The organism is Nonomuraea fuscirosea (genome assembly GCF_003001935.1).
Classification (GTDB): domain Bacteria; phylum Actinomycetota; class Actinomycetes; order Streptosporangiales; family Streptosporangiaceae; genus Nonomuraea; species Nonomuraea fuscirosea.
This window is the reverse complement of record NZ_PVNG01000025.1, coordinates 180,825-196,113: the sequence shown is the minus strand read 5'-3', so window position 1 is coordinate 196,113 and position 15,289 is coordinate 180,825. Positions and strand designations below refer to the sequence as shown.

At 74.5% G+C, this 15,289-nt stretch carries 16 protein-coding genes; 6 read left to right on the top strand and 10 right to left on the bottom strand.

Annotation, left to right across the window (positions count from 1 at the left end):
* Nucleotides 1-5: 5 nt before the first annotated feature.
* The 9 genes from B0I32_RS44925 to B0I32_RS44885 form a co-directional block, all read right to left on the bottom strand.
* Nucleotides 6-980, bottom strand: a complete 975-nt coding sequence (locus B0I32_RS44925; protein ID WP_106250153.1) for a UDP-glucuronic acid decarboxylase family protein — start codon at nt 978-980, stop codon at nt 6-8.
* Nucleotides 977-1,849 carry a glycosyltransferase family 9 protein gene (locus B0I32_RS44920; RefSeq protein WP_106250151.1) on the bottom strand — a complete coding sequence of 291 codons (873 nt, stop codon included), beginning with the start codon at nt 1,847-1,849 and terminating at the stop codon, nt 977-979. The genes B0I32_RS44925 and B0I32_RS44920 overlap by 4 nt, the downstream gene beginning before the upstream one ends.
* On the bottom strand, nt 1,840-2,514 hold the full coding sequence (locus tag B0I32_RS44915) for an SDR family oxidoreductase (RefSeq protein ID WP_106250150.1): 675 nt from the start codon (nt 2,512-2,514) through the stop codon (nt 1,840-1,842). The genes B0I32_RS44920 and B0I32_RS44915 overlap by 10 nt, the downstream gene beginning before the upstream one ends.
* The gene (gene rfaE2 / locus B0I32_RS44910; protein WP_106250148.1) at nt 2,511-3,848 is read right to left on the bottom strand and encodes a D-glycero-beta-D-manno-heptose 1-phosphate adenylyltransferase; all 1,338 of its coding nucleotides are present in this window, start codon (nt 3,846-3,848) and stop codon (nt 2,511-2,513) included. The genes B0I32_RS44915 and rfaE2 overlap by 4 nt, the downstream gene beginning before the upstream one ends.
* The gene (locus B0I32_RS44905) at nt 3,845-4,393 is read right to left on the bottom strand and encodes a D-sedoheptulose-7-phosphate isomerase (RefSeq protein ID WP_106250146.1); all 549 of its coding nucleotides are present in this window, start codon (nt 4,391-4,393) and stop codon (nt 3,845-3,847) included. The genes rfaE2 and B0I32_RS44905 overlap by 4 nt, the downstream gene beginning before the upstream one ends.
* A gap of 2 nt (nt 4,394-4,395) precedes the next feature.
* Nucleotides 4,396-5,583 (bottom strand): glycosyltransferase, encoded by a 1,188-nt coding sequence (locus B0I32_RS44900; protein ID WP_106250145.1) that lies wholly within the window; start codon nt 5,581-5,583, stop codon nt 4,396-4,398.
* Nucleotides 5,580-6,599 carry a glycosyltransferase family 9 protein gene (locus B0I32_RS44895; RefSeq protein WP_245956463.1) on the bottom strand — a complete coding sequence of 340 codons (1,020 nt, stop codon included), beginning with the start codon at nt 6,597-6,599 and terminating at the stop codon, nt 5,580-5,582. The genes B0I32_RS44900 and B0I32_RS44895 overlap by 4 nt, the downstream gene beginning before the upstream one ends.
* Before the next feature lie 278 nt (nt 6,600-6,877).
* The gene (locus B0I32_RS44890; protein ID WP_106250143.1) at nt 6,878-7,900 is read right to left on the bottom strand and encodes a glycosyltransferase family 2 protein; all 1,023 of its coding nucleotides are present in this window, start codon (nt 7,898-7,900) and stop codon (nt 6,878-6,880) included.
* Nucleotides 7,897-9,528 carry a carbamoyltransferase family protein gene (locus tag B0I32_RS44885; protein WP_106250142.1) on the bottom strand — a complete coding sequence of 544 codons (1,632 nt, stop codon included), beginning with the start codon at nt 9,526-9,528 and terminating at the stop codon, nt 7,897-7,899. The genes B0I32_RS44890 and B0I32_RS44885 overlap by 4 nt, the downstream gene beginning before the upstream one ends.
* Before the next feature lie 168 nt (nt 9,529-9,696).
* Here B0I32_RS44885 and B0I32_RS44880 point away from each other — a divergent pair, with 168 nt between their 5' ends.
* From B0I32_RS44880 to B0I32_RS44870, 3 genes are read left to right on the top strand one after another with little or no spacing between them, the layout of a single operon-like run.
* On the top strand, nt 9,697-10,290 hold the full coding sequence (locus B0I32_RS44880; protein ID WP_181308468.1) for a D-glycero-alpha-D-manno-heptose-1,7-bisphosphate 7-phosphatase: 594 nt from the start codon (nt 9,697-9,699) through the stop codon (nt 10,288-10,290).
* Complete coding sequence (locus B0I32_RS44875) at nt 10,287-11,207, top strand: glycosyltransferase (protein WP_106250140.1); 921 nt, start codon at nt 10,287-10,289, stop codon at nt 11,205-11,207. Before B0I32_RS44880 ends, B0I32_RS44875 begins: the two co-directional genes overlap by 4 nt.
* A gap of 30 nt (nt 11,208-11,237) precedes the next feature.
* Nucleotides 11,238-11,501 (top strand): WhiB family transcriptional regulator, encoded by a 264-nt coding sequence (locus tag B0I32_RS44870; RefSeq protein ID WP_425438143.1) that lies wholly within the window; start codon nt 11,238-11,240, stop codon nt 11,499-11,501.
* Nucleotides 11,502-11,606: 105 nt separating this feature from the next.
* Here the strand turns inward: B0I32_RS44870 and B0I32_RS44865 are convergent, their stop codons facing one another.
* The gene (locus B0I32_RS44865; protein ID WP_245956457.1) at nt 11,607-12,125 is read right to left on the bottom strand and encodes a peptide deformylase; all 519 of its coding nucleotides are present in this window, start codon (nt 12,123-12,125) and stop codon (nt 11,607-11,609) included.
* A 196-nt stretch (nt 12,126-12,321) separates the two neighbouring features.
* On the opposite strand from B0I32_RS44865, the gene B0I32_RS44860 reads away from it, so the two are divergent.
* The 3 genes from B0I32_RS44860 to B0I32_RS44850 all read left to right on the top strand — a co-directional run bounded on the left by B0I32_RS44860 (nt 12,322) and on the right by B0I32_RS44850 (nt 15,141).
* Nucleotides 12,322-13,488, top strand: a complete 1,167-nt coding sequence (locus tag B0I32_RS44860; protein ID WP_106250139.1) for a uroporphyrinogen-III synthase — start codon at nt 12,322-12,324, stop codon at nt 13,486-13,488.
* Between the two features lie 361 nt (nt 13,489-13,849).
* Entirely contained in the window at nt 13,850-14,350 is a 501-nt protein-coding gene (locus B0I32_RS44855; RefSeq protein WP_106250137.1) for a hypothetical protein, read from the top strand.
* Nucleotides 14,347-15,141, top strand: a complete 795-nt coding sequence (locus tag B0I32_RS44850; RefSeq protein WP_106250135.1) for a sirohydrochlorin chelatase — start codon at nt 14,347-14,349, stop codon at nt 15,139-15,141. The genes B0I32_RS44855 and B0I32_RS44850 overlap by 4 nt, the downstream gene beginning before the upstream one ends.
* The last annotated feature ends 148 nt before the right edge of the window (nt 15,142-15,289 follow it).

Sequence of the window (15,289 nt, the reverse complement as noted above, 5' to 3'; positions counted from 1 at the left end):
CGGCGTCAGACGACCTCGACCCGTTCGACCGGATCGAGGCGCCGGACGGCGCCCAGCTCGCCCGCGAACCACTCGATCGTGAGCCGCAGCCCCTCGGCGGCGGGCACCCGCGCCCGCCAGCCGAGCCGCTCGGCCGCGAGCGTCGTGTCCGGCCGCCTGACCTTGGGATCGTCGACCGGCCGCTCGATGAACCTGAGCTCCGACGACGACCCGGTCAGATCCCTGATCAGGGTGGCCAGCTCCAGCATGGTCAGCTCGTCCGGGTTGCCGATGTTGACCGGGCCGGCGAAGTCGCTGCGGGCCATGGCGAGGATCCCCGAGACGGTGTCCTCGACGAAGCAGATCGACCGGGTCTGCGAGCCGTCCCCGCTGATCGTGATCGGCTCCCCGGTCAGCGCCTGGCGGATGAACGTCGGGATGGCCCGCCCGTCGAACGGGCGCATGCGCGGGCCGTAGGTGTTGAAGATGCGCACGATCCCCGTGTCGGTGCCGCGCGACTGGCGGTAGGCCGTGGTCAGCGACTCGGCGAAGCGCTTGGCCTCGTCGTACACGCTGCGCGGCCCGACCGGGTTGACGTTGCCCCAGTACGTCTCCTTCTGCGGGTGCTCCAGCGGATCGCCGTACACCTCGCTGGTCGAGGCGAGCACGAACCTGGCGCCCTTCTCCCTGGCCAGCCCCAGCGCGTGCAGCGTGCCGACGCTGCCCACCCGCAGGGTCTCGATCGGATAGCGCAGGTAGTCGGCCGGCGAGGCGGCCGAGGCGAAGTGCAGGACGAGGTCGAGCCGGTCGGGGACGTGCACGTACCCCGTCAGGTCGCACTCGATGAGCCGGAACTCCGGCCGTTCCAGCAGATGCTCGACGTTGCGCGGCCCGCCGGTGAGGAAGCTGTCCATGCAGACGACCTCCGCACCCTCGTCCAGCAGCCGCTCGCACAGATAGGAGCCGAGGAACCCGGCGCCCCCGGTGACCAGAGCCCTCATGACGTGACCTCCAAGGCAGCCTCGACCACTTCAGATACCTCGATCCGCAACAGGCCCGGGTCCACCCGCTCCCCGTGCGGATCACCCGTCCTGCCCGCCCACAGCGGCACGTGCCGCCAGCCCGGCGGCGGCCCCCACAGAGCGGGGGAGACCGGGCCGAACAGCACCACCGACGGCACACAGAAGGCCGTGGCCAGATGGGCCACGCCGGTGTCGCCGCAGACCACCAGCCGCGACCTGCTGACCAGGTCGATCAGGTCGGCCAGGCGGGTGCGCCCGGCCAGCATCCGCTCGGGCGGCAGCCCGGCCAGCTCGGCCACCTTCGCGGCCAGCGGCACCTCCGCCTCGTTCCCGGTGACGACCACGTCGTCCAGCGCCGCGGCCACCTCGGCGAACCGCTCGGGAGGCCAGCGCCGCGCCGGGTACGCGGCGCCCGGATGGACGATCGCGGGCCCCGTACGGTCGGAGACGCCCAGCGTCAGGTCCGCCGGGTCGGCGGGGATGCCGTGCCACTCCAGCAGGCCGCACCAGCGCCGCACCTCGTGCACGCCGTCCTGCCACGGCGGGCCGGTGCCGAAGCCGATCAGCCGCCCGGGATCGGTACGCCGCAGCGCCTCGATGCTCTGCGGCCCCTTCCCGTGCAGGTTGACCGCGATGTCCGGCCGCTCGAACGGCACCGGACCCGGCCCCGACACGTCCACCTGGTCGTCCACCGCGCCGATCAGCGGCAGCAGGTCGCCCAGCGCGCGCGGGGCGGCCAGCGTGATGCGGTGCCCGGGAAAGGCCTGGCGCAGGGCCCGCAGGGCGGGCACGGCCGTGAGCAGGTCGCCCAGGCCGAGCCCGCGCAGCGCCAGCAGCTCTAGGGCCATGACGTCTCCGTGGACGGGCAGACGACGAGCTCTCTCACCTCGCAACCCGCGGGCTGCCGCAGCGCGAACACCACGGCCTGGGCCACGTGCGCCGGATCGTTCAGCCCGGCCTCCGGGCCCGGTTTGTACTGTTCCGGACGACCGTCGAAGAAGCTCGTCCGCATGCCGCCGGGAATCAGCAGGGTCACCCCCACCTCCCCGCGCGTCTCGATCGCCAGCCCCCTGGTGAAGCCGACGACGCCGAACTTCGAGGCCGAGTACGCCGAGGCGTCGCTGAGCGGCCGCAGCCCCAGCGTCGAGGCGCAGGTGACGACCTTGCCGCGGGTGTGCTTCAGGTACGGCAGCGCCGCCCGGACGACCGCGGCCGTGCCCAGCAGGTTCACCTGGATCACCCGCTCCCAGTCCGCGGCCGGCACGTCCTCCAGCCGCCCGCACGCGTCGATGCCGGCCGCCGTCACGACGGCGTCCAGGCCGCCGGCCCGCTCGGCCAGCTCGCGCACCGCCCGCTCGGCCTCCCCGCGATCGGCCAGATCCGCCGTCACGTGCTCGAAGCGCTGGTCGGGCTCGCGGACGTCCACGACGAGCGCTTTCCAGCCCTCCTTCTCCACGGCCTCGGCCGTGGCCAGGCCGAGCCCGGACGCGCCCCCGGTGATCAATACGTTCACTGGATCTCCCTGATCAGATTGGTTGTCGAACGCCCCGGCAGCGTGCTCAGCACGACGATCTCCGCGCCGAGCCTGCCGAGGACCTCGGACTCGGGCAGCGCCTCCCCCTCGTAGTCGCCGCCCTTCACCCACACGTCGGGCCGCAGCTGCTCGATGACGGCCGCGGGGGTGTCCTCGTCGAACACCACCACCGCGTCCACGCAGCCCAGGGCCCGCAGCACCTCGACCCGGTCGTGCACGTCCACGACGGGCCTGGCCGGGCCTTTCAACCGGCGTACGGAGTCGTCGGAGTTGACGCAGACGACGAGCGCGTCGCCCAGCGCCCTGGCCCGCCGCAGCAGGCTCACGTGCCCCGCGTGCAGCAGGTCGAAGCAGCCGCCGGTGGCGATCAGCCGGCCGCCGTGGGCCCGGGTGAGCCCGGCCACCTCCAGCGCCGTGCGCGGCCGGTCGCCGAGCCGCTGCTCCCGCACCCGCACGGACGCGGCGCCGCCGCGCTCGACGAAGCGCGAGGCCTCGGCCACGCCGATCGTGACCGCCTCCTCGACACTCGCGCCGGCCAGCAGCGCCAGCGCCACGGCGCCGGCCAGGCGGTCGCCCGCCCCGCAGGCGTCCCGGCCGTGCGCCCGCAGCGGGCACGGCACCCGGGTCAGCGCGCCGCCCCCGACGGCCAGCGCGGCTCCGCGCTCGCCGGTCGTGACGGCCACCGCCGCCGCCCGCAGCTCCCGTACCAGGTGGCGGGCCGCCTGGTCGGGGCCGTGGTAGCCGGACCGGCACCACGCCCTGGCCTCCGCCTCGCTCGGCGTCAGCAGGGCGCAGCCCGGCATCGGCTGCTCACCGAGCGGATGCGGGTCCCACACCACCGGCACGCCGGTGCCGCACAGCAGCTCGCGGGCCATCCTGGCCACGCCTCTGCCGTAGTCGGAGACCAGCACCGCGCCCGCCGCCGCGATCGCCTCGGCCGCCTGCGCGGTGGGCGAAGGACGCGCCCTGCCGTCGCCGGTGTCCAGCCTGACCAGCGTCTGGCCGCCCGACCTGACCCGCGTCTTGCGTACGGTGCCGCCGCGCAGGGCCAGTCCGACCAGGTCGAGCTCCCGCGACAGCAGCCCGCACAGCCGGTGGCCGTCGGCGTCGTCGCCGAGCGCGGTGATCAGCACGACGTCGGCGCCGTCCCTGGCGGCCAGCAGCGCCGCCAGGCCGGCACCGCCGGGACGGGCCTGCTCCGCCGACACCGCCACCACCGGCACGGGAGCGTCGGGGCACAGCCGTTCGGCGTCGCCCTCGACGTCCACGTCGAGCAGGGTGTCGCCGATGACGACGAGCGGCCCGTTCCTCACAGCGCCTCCTCCACCGCGTCGCACAGCAGGTGGATCAGCGCCAGGTGCACCTCCTGGACGGTGGCCGTCTCCGCGGCGGGCACGGCGACGGCCTCGTCGCACAGCTCCGACAGCGGGTTCGGCCCCGGCCCCGTCATGCCCCACGCCGTCATCCCGGCCACCCGGGCCGCCCTGGCCGCGGCCAGCACGTTCGGGCTGCCGCCGCTGGTGGACAGGCAGATCAGCACGTCGCCCTCGCGCCCGTGCGCGAGCACCTGGCGGGCGTAGACCTCGTCGGCGCCGAAGTCGTTCGCGATCGCCGTCAGCGACGAGCCGTCCGCGTGCAGCGGGATCGCCGCGTACGGCCGACGGTCCTGCCGGAACCTGCCGACGAGTTCGGCCGTCAGGTGCTGGGCCTCGGCCGCCGAGCCGCCGTTGCCGCAGGCCAGCAGCCTGCCGCCGGCGGCCAGCACCCCGGCCAGCCGGCCGCCCCAGGCCCGGACGGCGACCGCGTGGTCGTCGACCTTCTCCAGGGTGTTCCAGAGCTTCTCCAGATGGGCATCCATGATCAACCCCCCAGGGCCGCGAGCCGGCCGACCTTTCCGTCCATGACCTGCGTGTACACGGCCTCGGTGCGTTCGGCCACCCGGGGCCAGCCGTAGCGCTCGCGGGCCCGGCGGGCCCCCGCCGCGCCGAGCTCCGCCCGCCGCCCGGCGTCGCCGAGCACCTCCTCGATCGCCCTGGCCAGGGCGCGCGGCCGGCGCGGCGGCACCAGCACGCCGGCGCCGGCGACCGTGTCCAGGTGACCGCCGACCGCCGAGGCCACGACCGGCACGCCGCACGCCATGGCCTCCACCGGCACCATGCCGAACGGCTCGTACCAGGGCACCGACACCACCACGTCGGCCGAGCGCATCAGCGCGGGCACGTGCGTGCGCGGCACGCTGCCGATGACGTGCACGCGGTGGCCCATCCCGTACCCCTCGGCCAGCTCGCGCAGCCGGACGGCCTCCTCGTCGCCGTGGCCGCCGCCGGCGATCACCAGGTCGGCGCCGGGCAGCTGGCGCATCGCCCGCAGCACGGTGTCCACGCCCTTGCGCGGCACCATCCGGCCGATGCTGAGCACGAGCGGCCGTTCCGTACGCGGCGCCACCGGCCCGTCCGGGCGGAACGCCTCCAGGTCCACCCCGCACGGCACGACCGCGATCCGGTGCTCGGGGATGCCCATCGCGCACAGCTCGCGCACCTCGTCGCCGCACGTGGCCAGCACGGCGTCGGCGCGCAGGCCGATCTCGCGCTCGGTCTCGATCCGGTGCGCCGGGCTGGTGTCGGCCTCGCCCTGCCAGCGGCGCTTGACCGTGCCGAGCGCGTGGAAGGTCTGCACCACCGGGATCCCGCCGGCCGCCCGCAGCGCCGCCTGCCCGCTCATCCAGAAGTGCGCGTGCACCACGTCCGGCGGCCGGACCGCCCAGCTCCTGGCCAGCCGCTCGGTGAACTCCGGCATGTACGCGGACAGCTCGTCCTTCGGGACGCGTTGCGCGGGGCCGGCCGTGACGTACTCGACCGTGACGCCCCCGGCCAGCCGCACGGAGCCCGGCTGGGACGCGGACGAGCGCCGGGTGTGCACGACGACCGTGTGCCCCCGGTCGGCGAGGGCCAGCGCCAGCCTGGCGACGTGGACGTTCTGGCCGCCGGAGTCCACCCCGCCGATCGCCGCCAGCGGGTCCGCGTGCTCCGAGATGAGATCGACCTTCACTGCGTCAGCTCCCTCACTGCCTTGACCACCTGCTCGCTCGTCACTTGGGACAGGCACGGGTGCCCGGGTACCGGGCAGACGCGCGCCCTGCTGCCACGGCAGGGCGCGCGCTGATCGCCCAGCAGCACCGTGGGCACGCCGTACGGGGCCCACCGCGCCGCCGGGACGACGGGGGAGAACAGGCTCACGACCGGGGTGCCGACCGCCGCGGCCAGGTGCGCGGGGCCGGTGTTGCCCGCCACGAGCACGCCGGCGCGTTCGATCACGGCGGCCAGTTCCGCGAATGTGGTCACGCCGCCCAGGTCGACGGCGACGTCGGCGGCCACGAAGGCGGTGAGGTCACGTTCCGTTCCGGTCACGACGACCTGGTGCCCGTCCTCCGCCAGCTCCTTGACCGTCCGCCGGTGGCTCTCGGCGGACCAGGTCCTGGCGGGGGCCGATGTCCCCGGGTGCACCACGACGTACGCGCCTTTGCCGGCATCGGCGCCGACGCCTAGACAGTGCCCTAGAAATTTCGCTATATCCGGCAATGGCCGCTGAACAGCGAGTTTGCCGTCGTCGCCGTCCTCCAGCCGGAACCCGGCGGCCTCGGCGACCGCCAGCATCCGCTCCGCCTCCGGCACGTCCACGCTCTCGTCCACCTGGTGGCGCACGTCGAGCAGCGAGCCCGGATAGTCGTTGCTGATCGCGCTGATCCTGGCCACCCCCGCCAGCCTGAGCAGCAGCGCCAGCGGCAGCGCCGACTGGTGGAACGAGGTCAGCAGCACCGCCTCGTCCACGCCGCCGAGCCGATCGGCGAGGTCCCCGACCAGCTTCCTGGTGACGGGTGGCGGGGTGTGGTCGATCCACGGGGCGTCCCAGGTGATCACCCGGTCCACGCCGGGCAGCACCTCGGCCGCGGCCCGCCCGTTCGGGCCGGCCAGGAAGACCACCTCCCGGGCCCGCGTCCGCACGGCCCGCACCGCCGGCCCGGCCAGCAGCACGTCACCGGCGTCGTCCAGCCGCGCCACCAGCACACACCCCCGGTCCCGAGCCGCCCGGCCCCGGCCCGTCCCGGCGCTCACGGACGCGTCGGAAGCGCTCCGGCTCCGGCCGTTCCGGCTCGGCGCGCCGGGGTTCGCGGGGCTCGGAGTTGCGGGGCTCGGGGTTACGGCGCTCGGGTTCGCGGCACTCCGGGTTGGGGCGCTCCGGCTCGCGGTGCCGCGATTGCCGGCGCCGCGGGTCGCGGTGCCGCGGTTCGGGTTCTTGGTCCTGACCGGTGGGTCAGGGGTGGTGTGGTCCGAGGCCGGGCGTCTCATCGGCGCACCTTCCATTCCCCCCGCAGCCGGTGCGCGACGGCGACCGGCGGGATCAGCACACTGGTGACGGCCATCCGCAGCACCTCGGCCGGCGTCCGCGGCCCCGGGGCGATCCGCCGCCACGCGAACTCCGCGGTCAGCGCCGCCCACGCACCCCCGGCGGCCACCGCCAGCATCGGCACCACCCGAGCGGCCGGGGCAGGCCCGAGCGGCCGGGTGGAGATGCGTGACCGCCTCCAGAGCGGCCGCCTCCAGGCCCGGACAGGCGGCGCGGCGGCGGCCGTGGCGGCGGTGAGGAGCAGCGCCGCGAGGCCGGCCGCCGTCGTGGCGGCGTGCGTGCGCAGCCGGCCCGGCGCGCCGCCGATGGCCGCGCGCCACGCCGGGCCGTGCAGCCGCCGCATGAGCGCGTCGTCGGCGTTGCCCCGCTGGAAGCGCACGCTGGCCCAGAACCCGTCGGCCCGCACCGGATGCTCCGTCACCCGCCCGCCCCGCACCAGCCGCCATCCGGCCCGCGTCATCCGCAGCGCCAGGTCGGCGTCCTCCCGGTACGCGCGGGGAAAGCGCTCGTCGAACCCGCGGGAAGCCTCAAGCGCGGCGCGCCGGTAGGCCATGTCGGCCGTCACCCACAGCGCCCCGGCCAGCCCGGCGGTGTTCCGCTCGGCGTCGGTGGGCGGCCGCCCGGCCGGCAGCGGCACCACGACGCGCCCCTGGCTGCCGCCCACGTCGTCGGGCAGGTCCACCAGGTCCTTCCACACCGCCTCGGCCCACCCGGGCTGGGGCAGCACGTCGTCGTCCAGGAACACCACCCACGGCGTGTCCGCGGCCCGCCATCCGGCGTTGCGCGCCGCCGCCGGCCCCCGTCCGCCCGACCGCACGACACGTACGCGATCGGGCAGCCCGAGCGGCGCGGGCGCGTCCTTCCTGTCGTCCACCACGATCACCGGCAGGCCCGGACCCACGGCCGCCAGCGTGGCGGGCAGCGTGGCCCGACCGATGGTGGGGATCACCACGGTGATCACGAGCCGAACACCTCCCCGCGCCGCACCAGGTAAGGCCCCAGGACCAGCACGTCCACCGGCGCGGAGCCGAAGCACTCCAGCGCGTCGCGCGGATCGTCCACCATGGGCCGCCCGGCCGTGTTGAGGCTCGTGTTGACCACCACCGGCAGCCCCGTCCGCGCCTCGAACTCGATCAGCACCCGCGCCATCAGCGGCTGCTCACGCGGCGAGATCGTCTGGATCCGGGCGGTCCCGTCCACGTGCACGACCGCCGGGATGCGCTCGGCCCAGCCCGGCCGCACGTCGTGGACGAACAGCATGTACGGCGACGGCACCGGCCCCCGCCCGAAGATCTCCGCGGCCCGCGACTCCAGCACCATCGGCGCGACGGGCCGGAACTGCTCACGCCCCTTGACGTCGTTCAGCCGCTCGGTGTTGCGCGCGTGCCCCGGATGCGCCAGCAGCGAACGCTGCCCCAGCGCCCGCGGCCCGTACTCCGAGCGGCCCTGGAACCAGGCCACGATCCGGTCGGCGGCCAGCTCGGCGGCCACCGCTGCGGCCAGGTCGGCCGGGCGGGTGTGCGGCACCCGCGCCACGTCCAGCCACGCCCCGAGCTCCTCGTCGGTGAAGCCGCGCCCCAGCGCCGCGCCCGGCATCGGCCCGGCCGGCTCCCCGTACGCCTGCGCCAGGTGCAGCGCCCCGCCGAGCGCCGTGCCGGAGTCGCCGGCGGCCGGCTGCACCCACACCTCCGCGAACGGCCCCTCGTCCAGCAGCCTGGTGTTGGCCACGCAGTTGAGCGCCACGCCGCCGGCCAGGGCCAGCCGCCGCGCGCCGGTCCGCTCGTACAGCCAGCGCACCAGCTCCAGCAGCACCTCCTCCAGCCGGGCCTGCACGCTGGCGGCCAGGTCGGCGTGGTCGGAGGTCCAGGCGGCGCCCTTCGGCAGCGCCTTGGCGTAGACGTTCCAGTCGACCGGCTCGACGCGGAACCCGCCGTCCCCCGTCGTGTAGATCACCTCGCGCAGCGCCTCCAGGTGACGGGGATCGCCGTAGGAGGCCATCGCCATGACCTTGTACTCGTCGCTGGAGCGCAGGAAGCCGAGGTGCTCGGTGACGTCCTCGTACATCAGGCCCAGGGAGTGCGGCAGCTCCTGCGCGGCCAGGACCTCCAGCTCGCCGCCCCGGTACGCGCCCGCCAGGTGCGAGACGCTCTCGCCCCGCCCGTCGCACACCAGGACCGCGCAGTCGCGCCAGGGGGAGGCCAGCCCGGCCGAGGCGGCGTGCGCCACGTGGTGCGGCACGTACGAGACCTGGCCGGGGTCGAGCCCTGGCAGCGCCGTGGCGAGGAAGGCGGGCGCGCGCACCGCGTACCTGGTGCGCAGGTCCTCCCAGTCGCCCTCCGGCTTCCCCGTCACCAGGGACGGGTCGTAGGAGTAGGCGACGACGTCGATGTCCTCGGGGGAGAGCCCCGCCTCCCGCAGGCACCACGCGGCCGCCTGCTCCGGCAGCTCCCACGCGGAGAACGCGAGCGGCCGCTTGCCGTGCTTGCGCCGGCTGAAGCGCTCCTCCTCCGCCGCGGCGACGATCCTCCCGTCGGCCACCAGCGCGGCGGCCGGGTCGTGGAAGATCGCGTTGATGCCGAGAAACTTCATGGGTCCTCCCGCTGCCGATGTCGAGAACCGCTACCGAGAGAAGCGACTCTCAAACCTGGCCATGCCTCTGACGTGCGAAAAAGAGCGCCGCCAGCGGCGGTTGGTCACGTTGTGTAGTTGTTTGTCGGGTCAGGGCCCGGGTAGCTGCCCGGCACGCGACGGAGGTGGATGGTGTTCGAAAAGCGACGTCCCGGCGCCGTGCTCTTCGATCGGGACGGCACCTTGATCAGGGACGTGCCGTACAACGGCGACCCGGCCCTGGTGGAGCCCATGCCGGGCGCGGTCGAGGCACTGGGCAGGCTGCGACGGGCCGACGTGGCGGTGGCCGTGGTCACGAACCAGTCGGGCGTCGCCAAGGGCCTGCTGTCACCGGACGAGATGGATCAGGTCAACGCCAAGGTGGAGGAGCTGCTGGGGCCGTTCGACGCGTGGGCGATCTGCGTGCACGACGACACCGACGGCTGCACCTGCCGCAAACCCGCTCCCGGCCTGGTGATCAGGGCCGCTGCCGTGCTGGACGTGAGTCCCCGCGACTGCGTCGTCGTGGGCGACATCGGCCGCGACATGGAGGCCGCCAAGGCCGCCGGGGCCAGGGGCATCCTGGTGCCGACCCCGCAGACGCTCGAAGCGGAGATCCGGCTGGCCGCCGAGGTCGCGGACGACCTGACCGACGTCGTGGACCGCGTGCTGAGCGACACCGACGGTCCCGTCGTGGCCGCCTCGGCGCCCTGGGCCAGGGCCATGGGCTGGAGCCGCTGGTGAGGATCCTCATCTGGCACGTGCACGGCGCCTGGACCAGCGCGTTCATCAGGGGTTCGCACGACTATCTGCTGCCGCTCGTTCCCGGGCGTGGTCCCGACGGCCGGGGGCGGGCGGCCACGTACGACTGGCCGGAACGCGCCCGCGAGGTGCCCTGGGACCGGCTGCGCCACGAACCCGTGGACGCCGTCGTCTACCAGCGCCCGCACGAGATCGACCTGGCCCGCGAATGGCTGGGACGCGACGTGCCCGGCGTCTACGTCGAGCACAACACCCCGGCCGGAGACGTGCCCCGCACCCGCCACCCGCTGGCCGGCCGCGACGACATCACGCTCGTGCACGTCACCCACTTCAACGAGCTGTACTGGGACAACGGCCGGGCGCCGACCCGCGTCGTCGAGCACGGCGTGCCCGACCCCGGCCACCTCTACACCGGCGAACTGCCCAGGGCGGGCGTCGTGGTCAACGAGCCGGTACGCCGCGCCAGGGTCGCTGGCACCGACCTGCTGCCCCGCTTCGCCGAGCGGGTGCCGCTCGACGTGTTCGGGATGAAGGTGGACGGGCTCCCGTACGGCACCCACGAGGACCTGCCCCAGCACGTCATGCACGCCGAGCTCGCCCGCAGGCGCGTCTACCTGCATCCCTACCGGTGGACCTCGCTCGGCCTGGCCCTCATCGAGGCCATGACCCTGGGCCTGCCCGTGGTCGCGCTGGCCGCCACCGAGGCGATCGAGGCCGTCCCGCCCGAGGCCGGCGTGCTGTCCACGAAGGTGCACGTGCTCGCCGACGCGCTGCACGCCTACGTCTCCGACCCGGAGAGCGCGGGCCAGGCCGGCAAAGCCGCCAGGGCCGCCGCGCTGTCACGGTACGGGCTCGGCCGGTTCCTGGCCGACTGGGATCGCCTGCTCGCCGAGGTATGACGCCCGAGGCGATGGGTAGGCGCGAGGAGCATGATGACGATGCTCGGCTGGACCCGCAGGGCGGCCTGTCTCGACCTTGATCCTGAACTGTTCTTTCCCATCTCCGTGGAAGGCCCGGGCCACTCCCAGGTGGAGCGGGCCAAGCAGGTGTGCGGGGGGTGCCCCGTACGGGAGCCCTGCCTGGAGTACGCGCTGGAGACCAGCCAGGCGTACGGCGTCTGGGGCGGCACCGACCCGGCCCAGCGGCGCGCGATGAGCCCGCAGACCCAGCCGGCCGCCGGCCGGCGGCACTGAGATGAGCTCCTTACCCGGCCGCGGGCGTGGCGTCAGGCCGGGCTTGGTGTGGGACCGGGGCTTGGTGTCAGACGGAGGGCAGGGTCTCAGGCCGCGGGCTTGGTGTCAGACCGCGGGCAGGGCCTCGGCCAGGAACCGTTCGCGATCACCCGCGTCGAGATGATCGCTGAACAGCACCCCGTCGAGATGATCGGCCTCGTGCTGCAGCACCCTGGCCAGCATGCCCAGCGCCCGCACGGTCACGGGCTTGCCGAACATGTCACGGCCACGCGCTGTGACCATGTAGGAACGTTCCAGTGGCCACCACACGCCCGGCGCGGACAGGCACGCCTCGTCGGCCGTCACCCGTCGCTGTGACAACTCCAGCCGCGGATTGACCAGATGGCCCGACTTGCCGTCGTAGGAGTAGACCACCACCCGCACCGGCTCCCCGATCTGCGGAGCCGCCAGCCCGGCGCGGCCCGAGCCCGCCCGCATCGTCGCCGTCAGCGACTTCACCAACCGCCGCAGCTCCCGATCGAAATCCTGGACCGGCGCCGCAACGGAACGCAGCACCGGATCGTCGAACACGCGAATAGGCCGGACCGTCACCCGTAACTCCCCGATCGGCGGCGTCGTCACCACGAACGTTTCCCTGCCGCGCCCGCGGCCAATCGCGAAGGTCCTGCCTTGTAGCACAGCGGTAACAGAAGAGACCCAGGTGTGAAACCCCGCGAAAGGAGTATCGGAGGGTGATCTCACTTGCGTCACACGCGCCTGTGATGCCTGGCCGGGCGCTCGGGGCCCGGCCAGGCATCGACGACTACCTGGAGGTGCAGGCATGAGCGCGGCTCCTCTTGAGGGCGGCTCCTCCCCGGAGACGGCGCCCGACGCCCTGGCGGGCTTCACCGTCGGGGTGACCGCGACCCGGCGGCGCGAAGAGTTCGGAGCGCTGCTCGAACGCCGCGGCGCCCGCGTGGTCAGCGCCCCCGCCATCCGCCTCGTCCCCCTGGCCGAGGACGCCGACCTGCTCGCCGCCACCCGCGAGAGCCTGCGGGCCCCGCTCGACGAGGTCGTGGTCACCACCGGCGTCGGCTTCCGCGGCTGGATGGCCGCCGCCGAGGGCTGGGGCCTGTCCGCCGACCTCGGCGAGCACCTGGCCAACGCCCGCCTGCTCACCCGCGGCCCCAAGGCCAGGGGAGCGGTGCGCGCCGCCGGGCTCAACGACCACTGGACCCCCGCCACCGAGTCCTGCTCCGAGGTCAAGGAGTACCTCCTGGAGCAGGACCTGCGCGGGCGCCGCATCGCGGTGCAGCAGCACGGGGAGCCGCTGAAGGAGTTCGTGGACGACCTGCGGGCCGCCGGGGCCGAGGTGATCGAGATCCCGGTCTACCGCTGGCTGCCGTACCGCGACATCTCGCCCCTGCGCCGCCTCATCACCCAGACGATCTCCGGTTCGGTCGACGCCGTCGCCTTCACCAGCGCCCCCGCCGTGCACGCCATGCTCGGCGCCGCCAGGGCGGAGGGGCTGGAGGAGGCGCTGCTGGCCGCGTTCGGCGGGCCCGTCGTGGCCGCCTGCGTGGGCCCCGTCACCGCCGACCCGCTCACCTCGCGCGGCGTGCCCACCCTGCAACCCGACCGCTCACGGCTCGGCGCGCTCGCCCGCGCCCTGGCCAGGCACCTGCCCGAGCACGGCGTCACCCGGCTCACGGCCGGCGAGCACCGGCTGGAGATCCGCGGCCACGCGGTCGTCGTGGACGGCGAACTGCGCCCGCTGCCGCCCGCGCCGATGGCGGTGCTCAAACGCCTGGCGGACAAGCCCGGGCACGTGGTGTCGCGAGCCGACCTGCGTACGGTGCTGCCCGGCAGCGTGGCCCGCGACTCGGCCGAGCACGCCGTCGAGATGGCCATCACCCGCCTGCGCCGCGCCCTGGGGCCCGGCGGAATCGTCGAGACGGTGGTCAAACGCGGCTACCGCCTCGCCTGCCTGTACGAAACCGGCCTCTGACCTTCCACCACCCGTCCACCGTCCTGACCGGGTCGCCGTCCTGACACCCGTCCACCGTCCTGACCGGGTCGCCGTTTTGACACCCCGGGGCCAGCCTCGCACCCGGCCGCCGGACTCATGCGACGACACCGCCGTCCTGCACGAGCGAATCGCCGGTCGCACCTTCCGCCACCACTTACCCGAGCCGAATCGCTTGCCGCACCCCTCGACACCACCCGCACGAGCCGAATCGCTTGCCGCACCCCTCGACACCACCCGCACGAGCCGAATCATCAGCGGTCCCCTGAGACCACCACACGCGAGTCGGATCACCGGCCGCGCCTTCCCGACACCACCCCCACACGACCACGAGGAGATCAGCATGTTCTGGGGCGCCACGTCCCCCACCCGGCCCCTGCCACCCGCCACCGCTCCGCTCCTGGAGCACCCGGCGAGGCCCTGCTACGCCGCCCGCACCAGCCGGGAGAGCGGCGACCTAGCGCCGGACGGCAGCGCCGCACGGGTCGGTCGTGCCGCGCAGGTCGGTCGTGAGGCGCAGGTCGGTCGTGCCACGTGGGCCGGTGGTTCCGCGTGGTCCGGTACTGGTCTGGTCGGCGGCGACCTCGCGCAGCCCGGCAGCGCCGCGCAGGCTGGCAATGCCGTGCAGGCTGGCAATGCCGTGCAGGCTGGCAATGCCGTGCAGGCTGGCAATGCCGTGCAGGCTGGCAATGCCGTGCAGGCTGGCAATGCCGTGCAGGTCGGCAATGCCGCGCAGGTCGGCAATACCGCACCGACCGGCGTTGCCGGCCAGGCCGGCGGTGCCCTGGGGGCCGAGGTTGCCGTGCGGGCCGGTCGGGTCGTGTTCGGTGGGGTGGGGCGGTGAGGCCGGCGCTGGTCCTGGCCGCGCACGGCACGCGCAGCTCAGCCGGGGAGCACACCCTGTCGGCCCTGGCCGAGACCGTCCGCAGAGCCCGTCCAGGGCAGCGGGTGGAGCTCACCTACCTGGAGATCAGCTCGCCCCTCCTCGCGGAGGTACTGCCGGTGGTACGCGGCCCGGTGGTCGTGGTGCCGCTGCTGCTGGCCGGCGGCTACCACGCGCACATCGACCTCCCAGAGGTCATCGCCGAACACCGCCCGGACGCGGTGGTGGCCGGCTGGCTCGGCCCGCACCGGCTGCTCACCTCGGCCCTGACCCGCAAGCTGGCGCGGGCCGGCCTGCGCGCCACGGACGCCGTCCTGCTCGGCGCCGCCGGCTCCTCGGACCCGGCCGCCCTCGCCGACGTGCGCGCCGCCGCCCACCAGCTCGCCGTCCGCCTGGCCCGCCCGGTGACGGCCGCCTTCGCCTCGGCCGGGACCCCCACGATCGAGGAGGCCATCGAACGGCTCCGCTCGACCCCGGCCGCCCGCATCGCCATCGCCTCGTACGTCCTCGCCCCCGGCTTCTTCCACGACCGCCTGGCCTCCTCGGGTGCCGAGCTGGTCAGCGACCCGCTCGGCGCGGACCCGGACGTGGCCGCCCTGATCTGGCATCGCTACGACGAGGCCCTGCGCCGCAAGCACACGGCTCCCACCCCTCGTCCCACCCACCGCGAACACCCGGCCCCCGCCCCGCGCCTAGCGCGCCACGACCCCGCGACCCCCAGCACCCAGCCCCTCCACCGCCGACACGCGTGACGTCTCACCTCAGCCCGCACGCTCTCCGCCGATCCGCCTGCGAGCACGCCTCGCCCTCCGACCCTCTCGCCCGCCGACCCGCCTCGCCGACACGTCGAGTCCCACCGACAATCCGCACCTCGGCCGACCCACTCGCGAGCCTGTCTCG

Coding starts and splice junctions, on each gene's coding strand:
- B0I32_RS44925 (WP_106250153.1), bottom strand. CDS start 980: ATGAGGGCTCTGGTCACCGGGGGCGCCGGGTTCCTCGGCTCCTATCTG.
- B0I32_RS44920 (WP_106250151.1), bottom strand. CDS start 1,849: ATGGCCCTAGAGCTGCTGGCGCTGCGCGGGCTCGGCCTGGGCGACCTG.
- B0I32_RS44905 (WP_106250146.1), bottom strand. CDS start 4,393: ATGGATGCCCATCTGGAGAAGCTCTGGAACACCCTGGAGAAGGTCGAC.
- B0I32_RS44885 (WP_106250142.1), bottom strand. CDS start 9,528: ATGAAGTTTCTCGGCATCAACGCGATCTTCCACGACCCGGCCGCCGCG.
- B0I32_RS44880 (WP_181308468.1), top strand. CDS start 9,697: ATGGTGTTCGAAAAGCGACGTCCCGGCGCCGTGCTCTTCGATCGGGAC.
- B0I32_RS44870 (WP_425438143.1), top strand. CDS start 11,238: ATGATGACGATGCTCGGCTGGACCCGCAGGGCGGCCTGTCTCGACCTT.
- B0I32_RS44860 (WP_106250139.1), top strand. CDS start 12,322: ATGAGCGCGGCTCCTCTTGAGGGCGGCTCCTCCCCGGAGACGGCGCCC.
- B0I32_RS44855 (WP_106250137.1), top strand. CDS start 13,850: ATGTTCTGGGGCGCCACGTCCCCCACCCGGCCCCTGCCACCCGCCACC.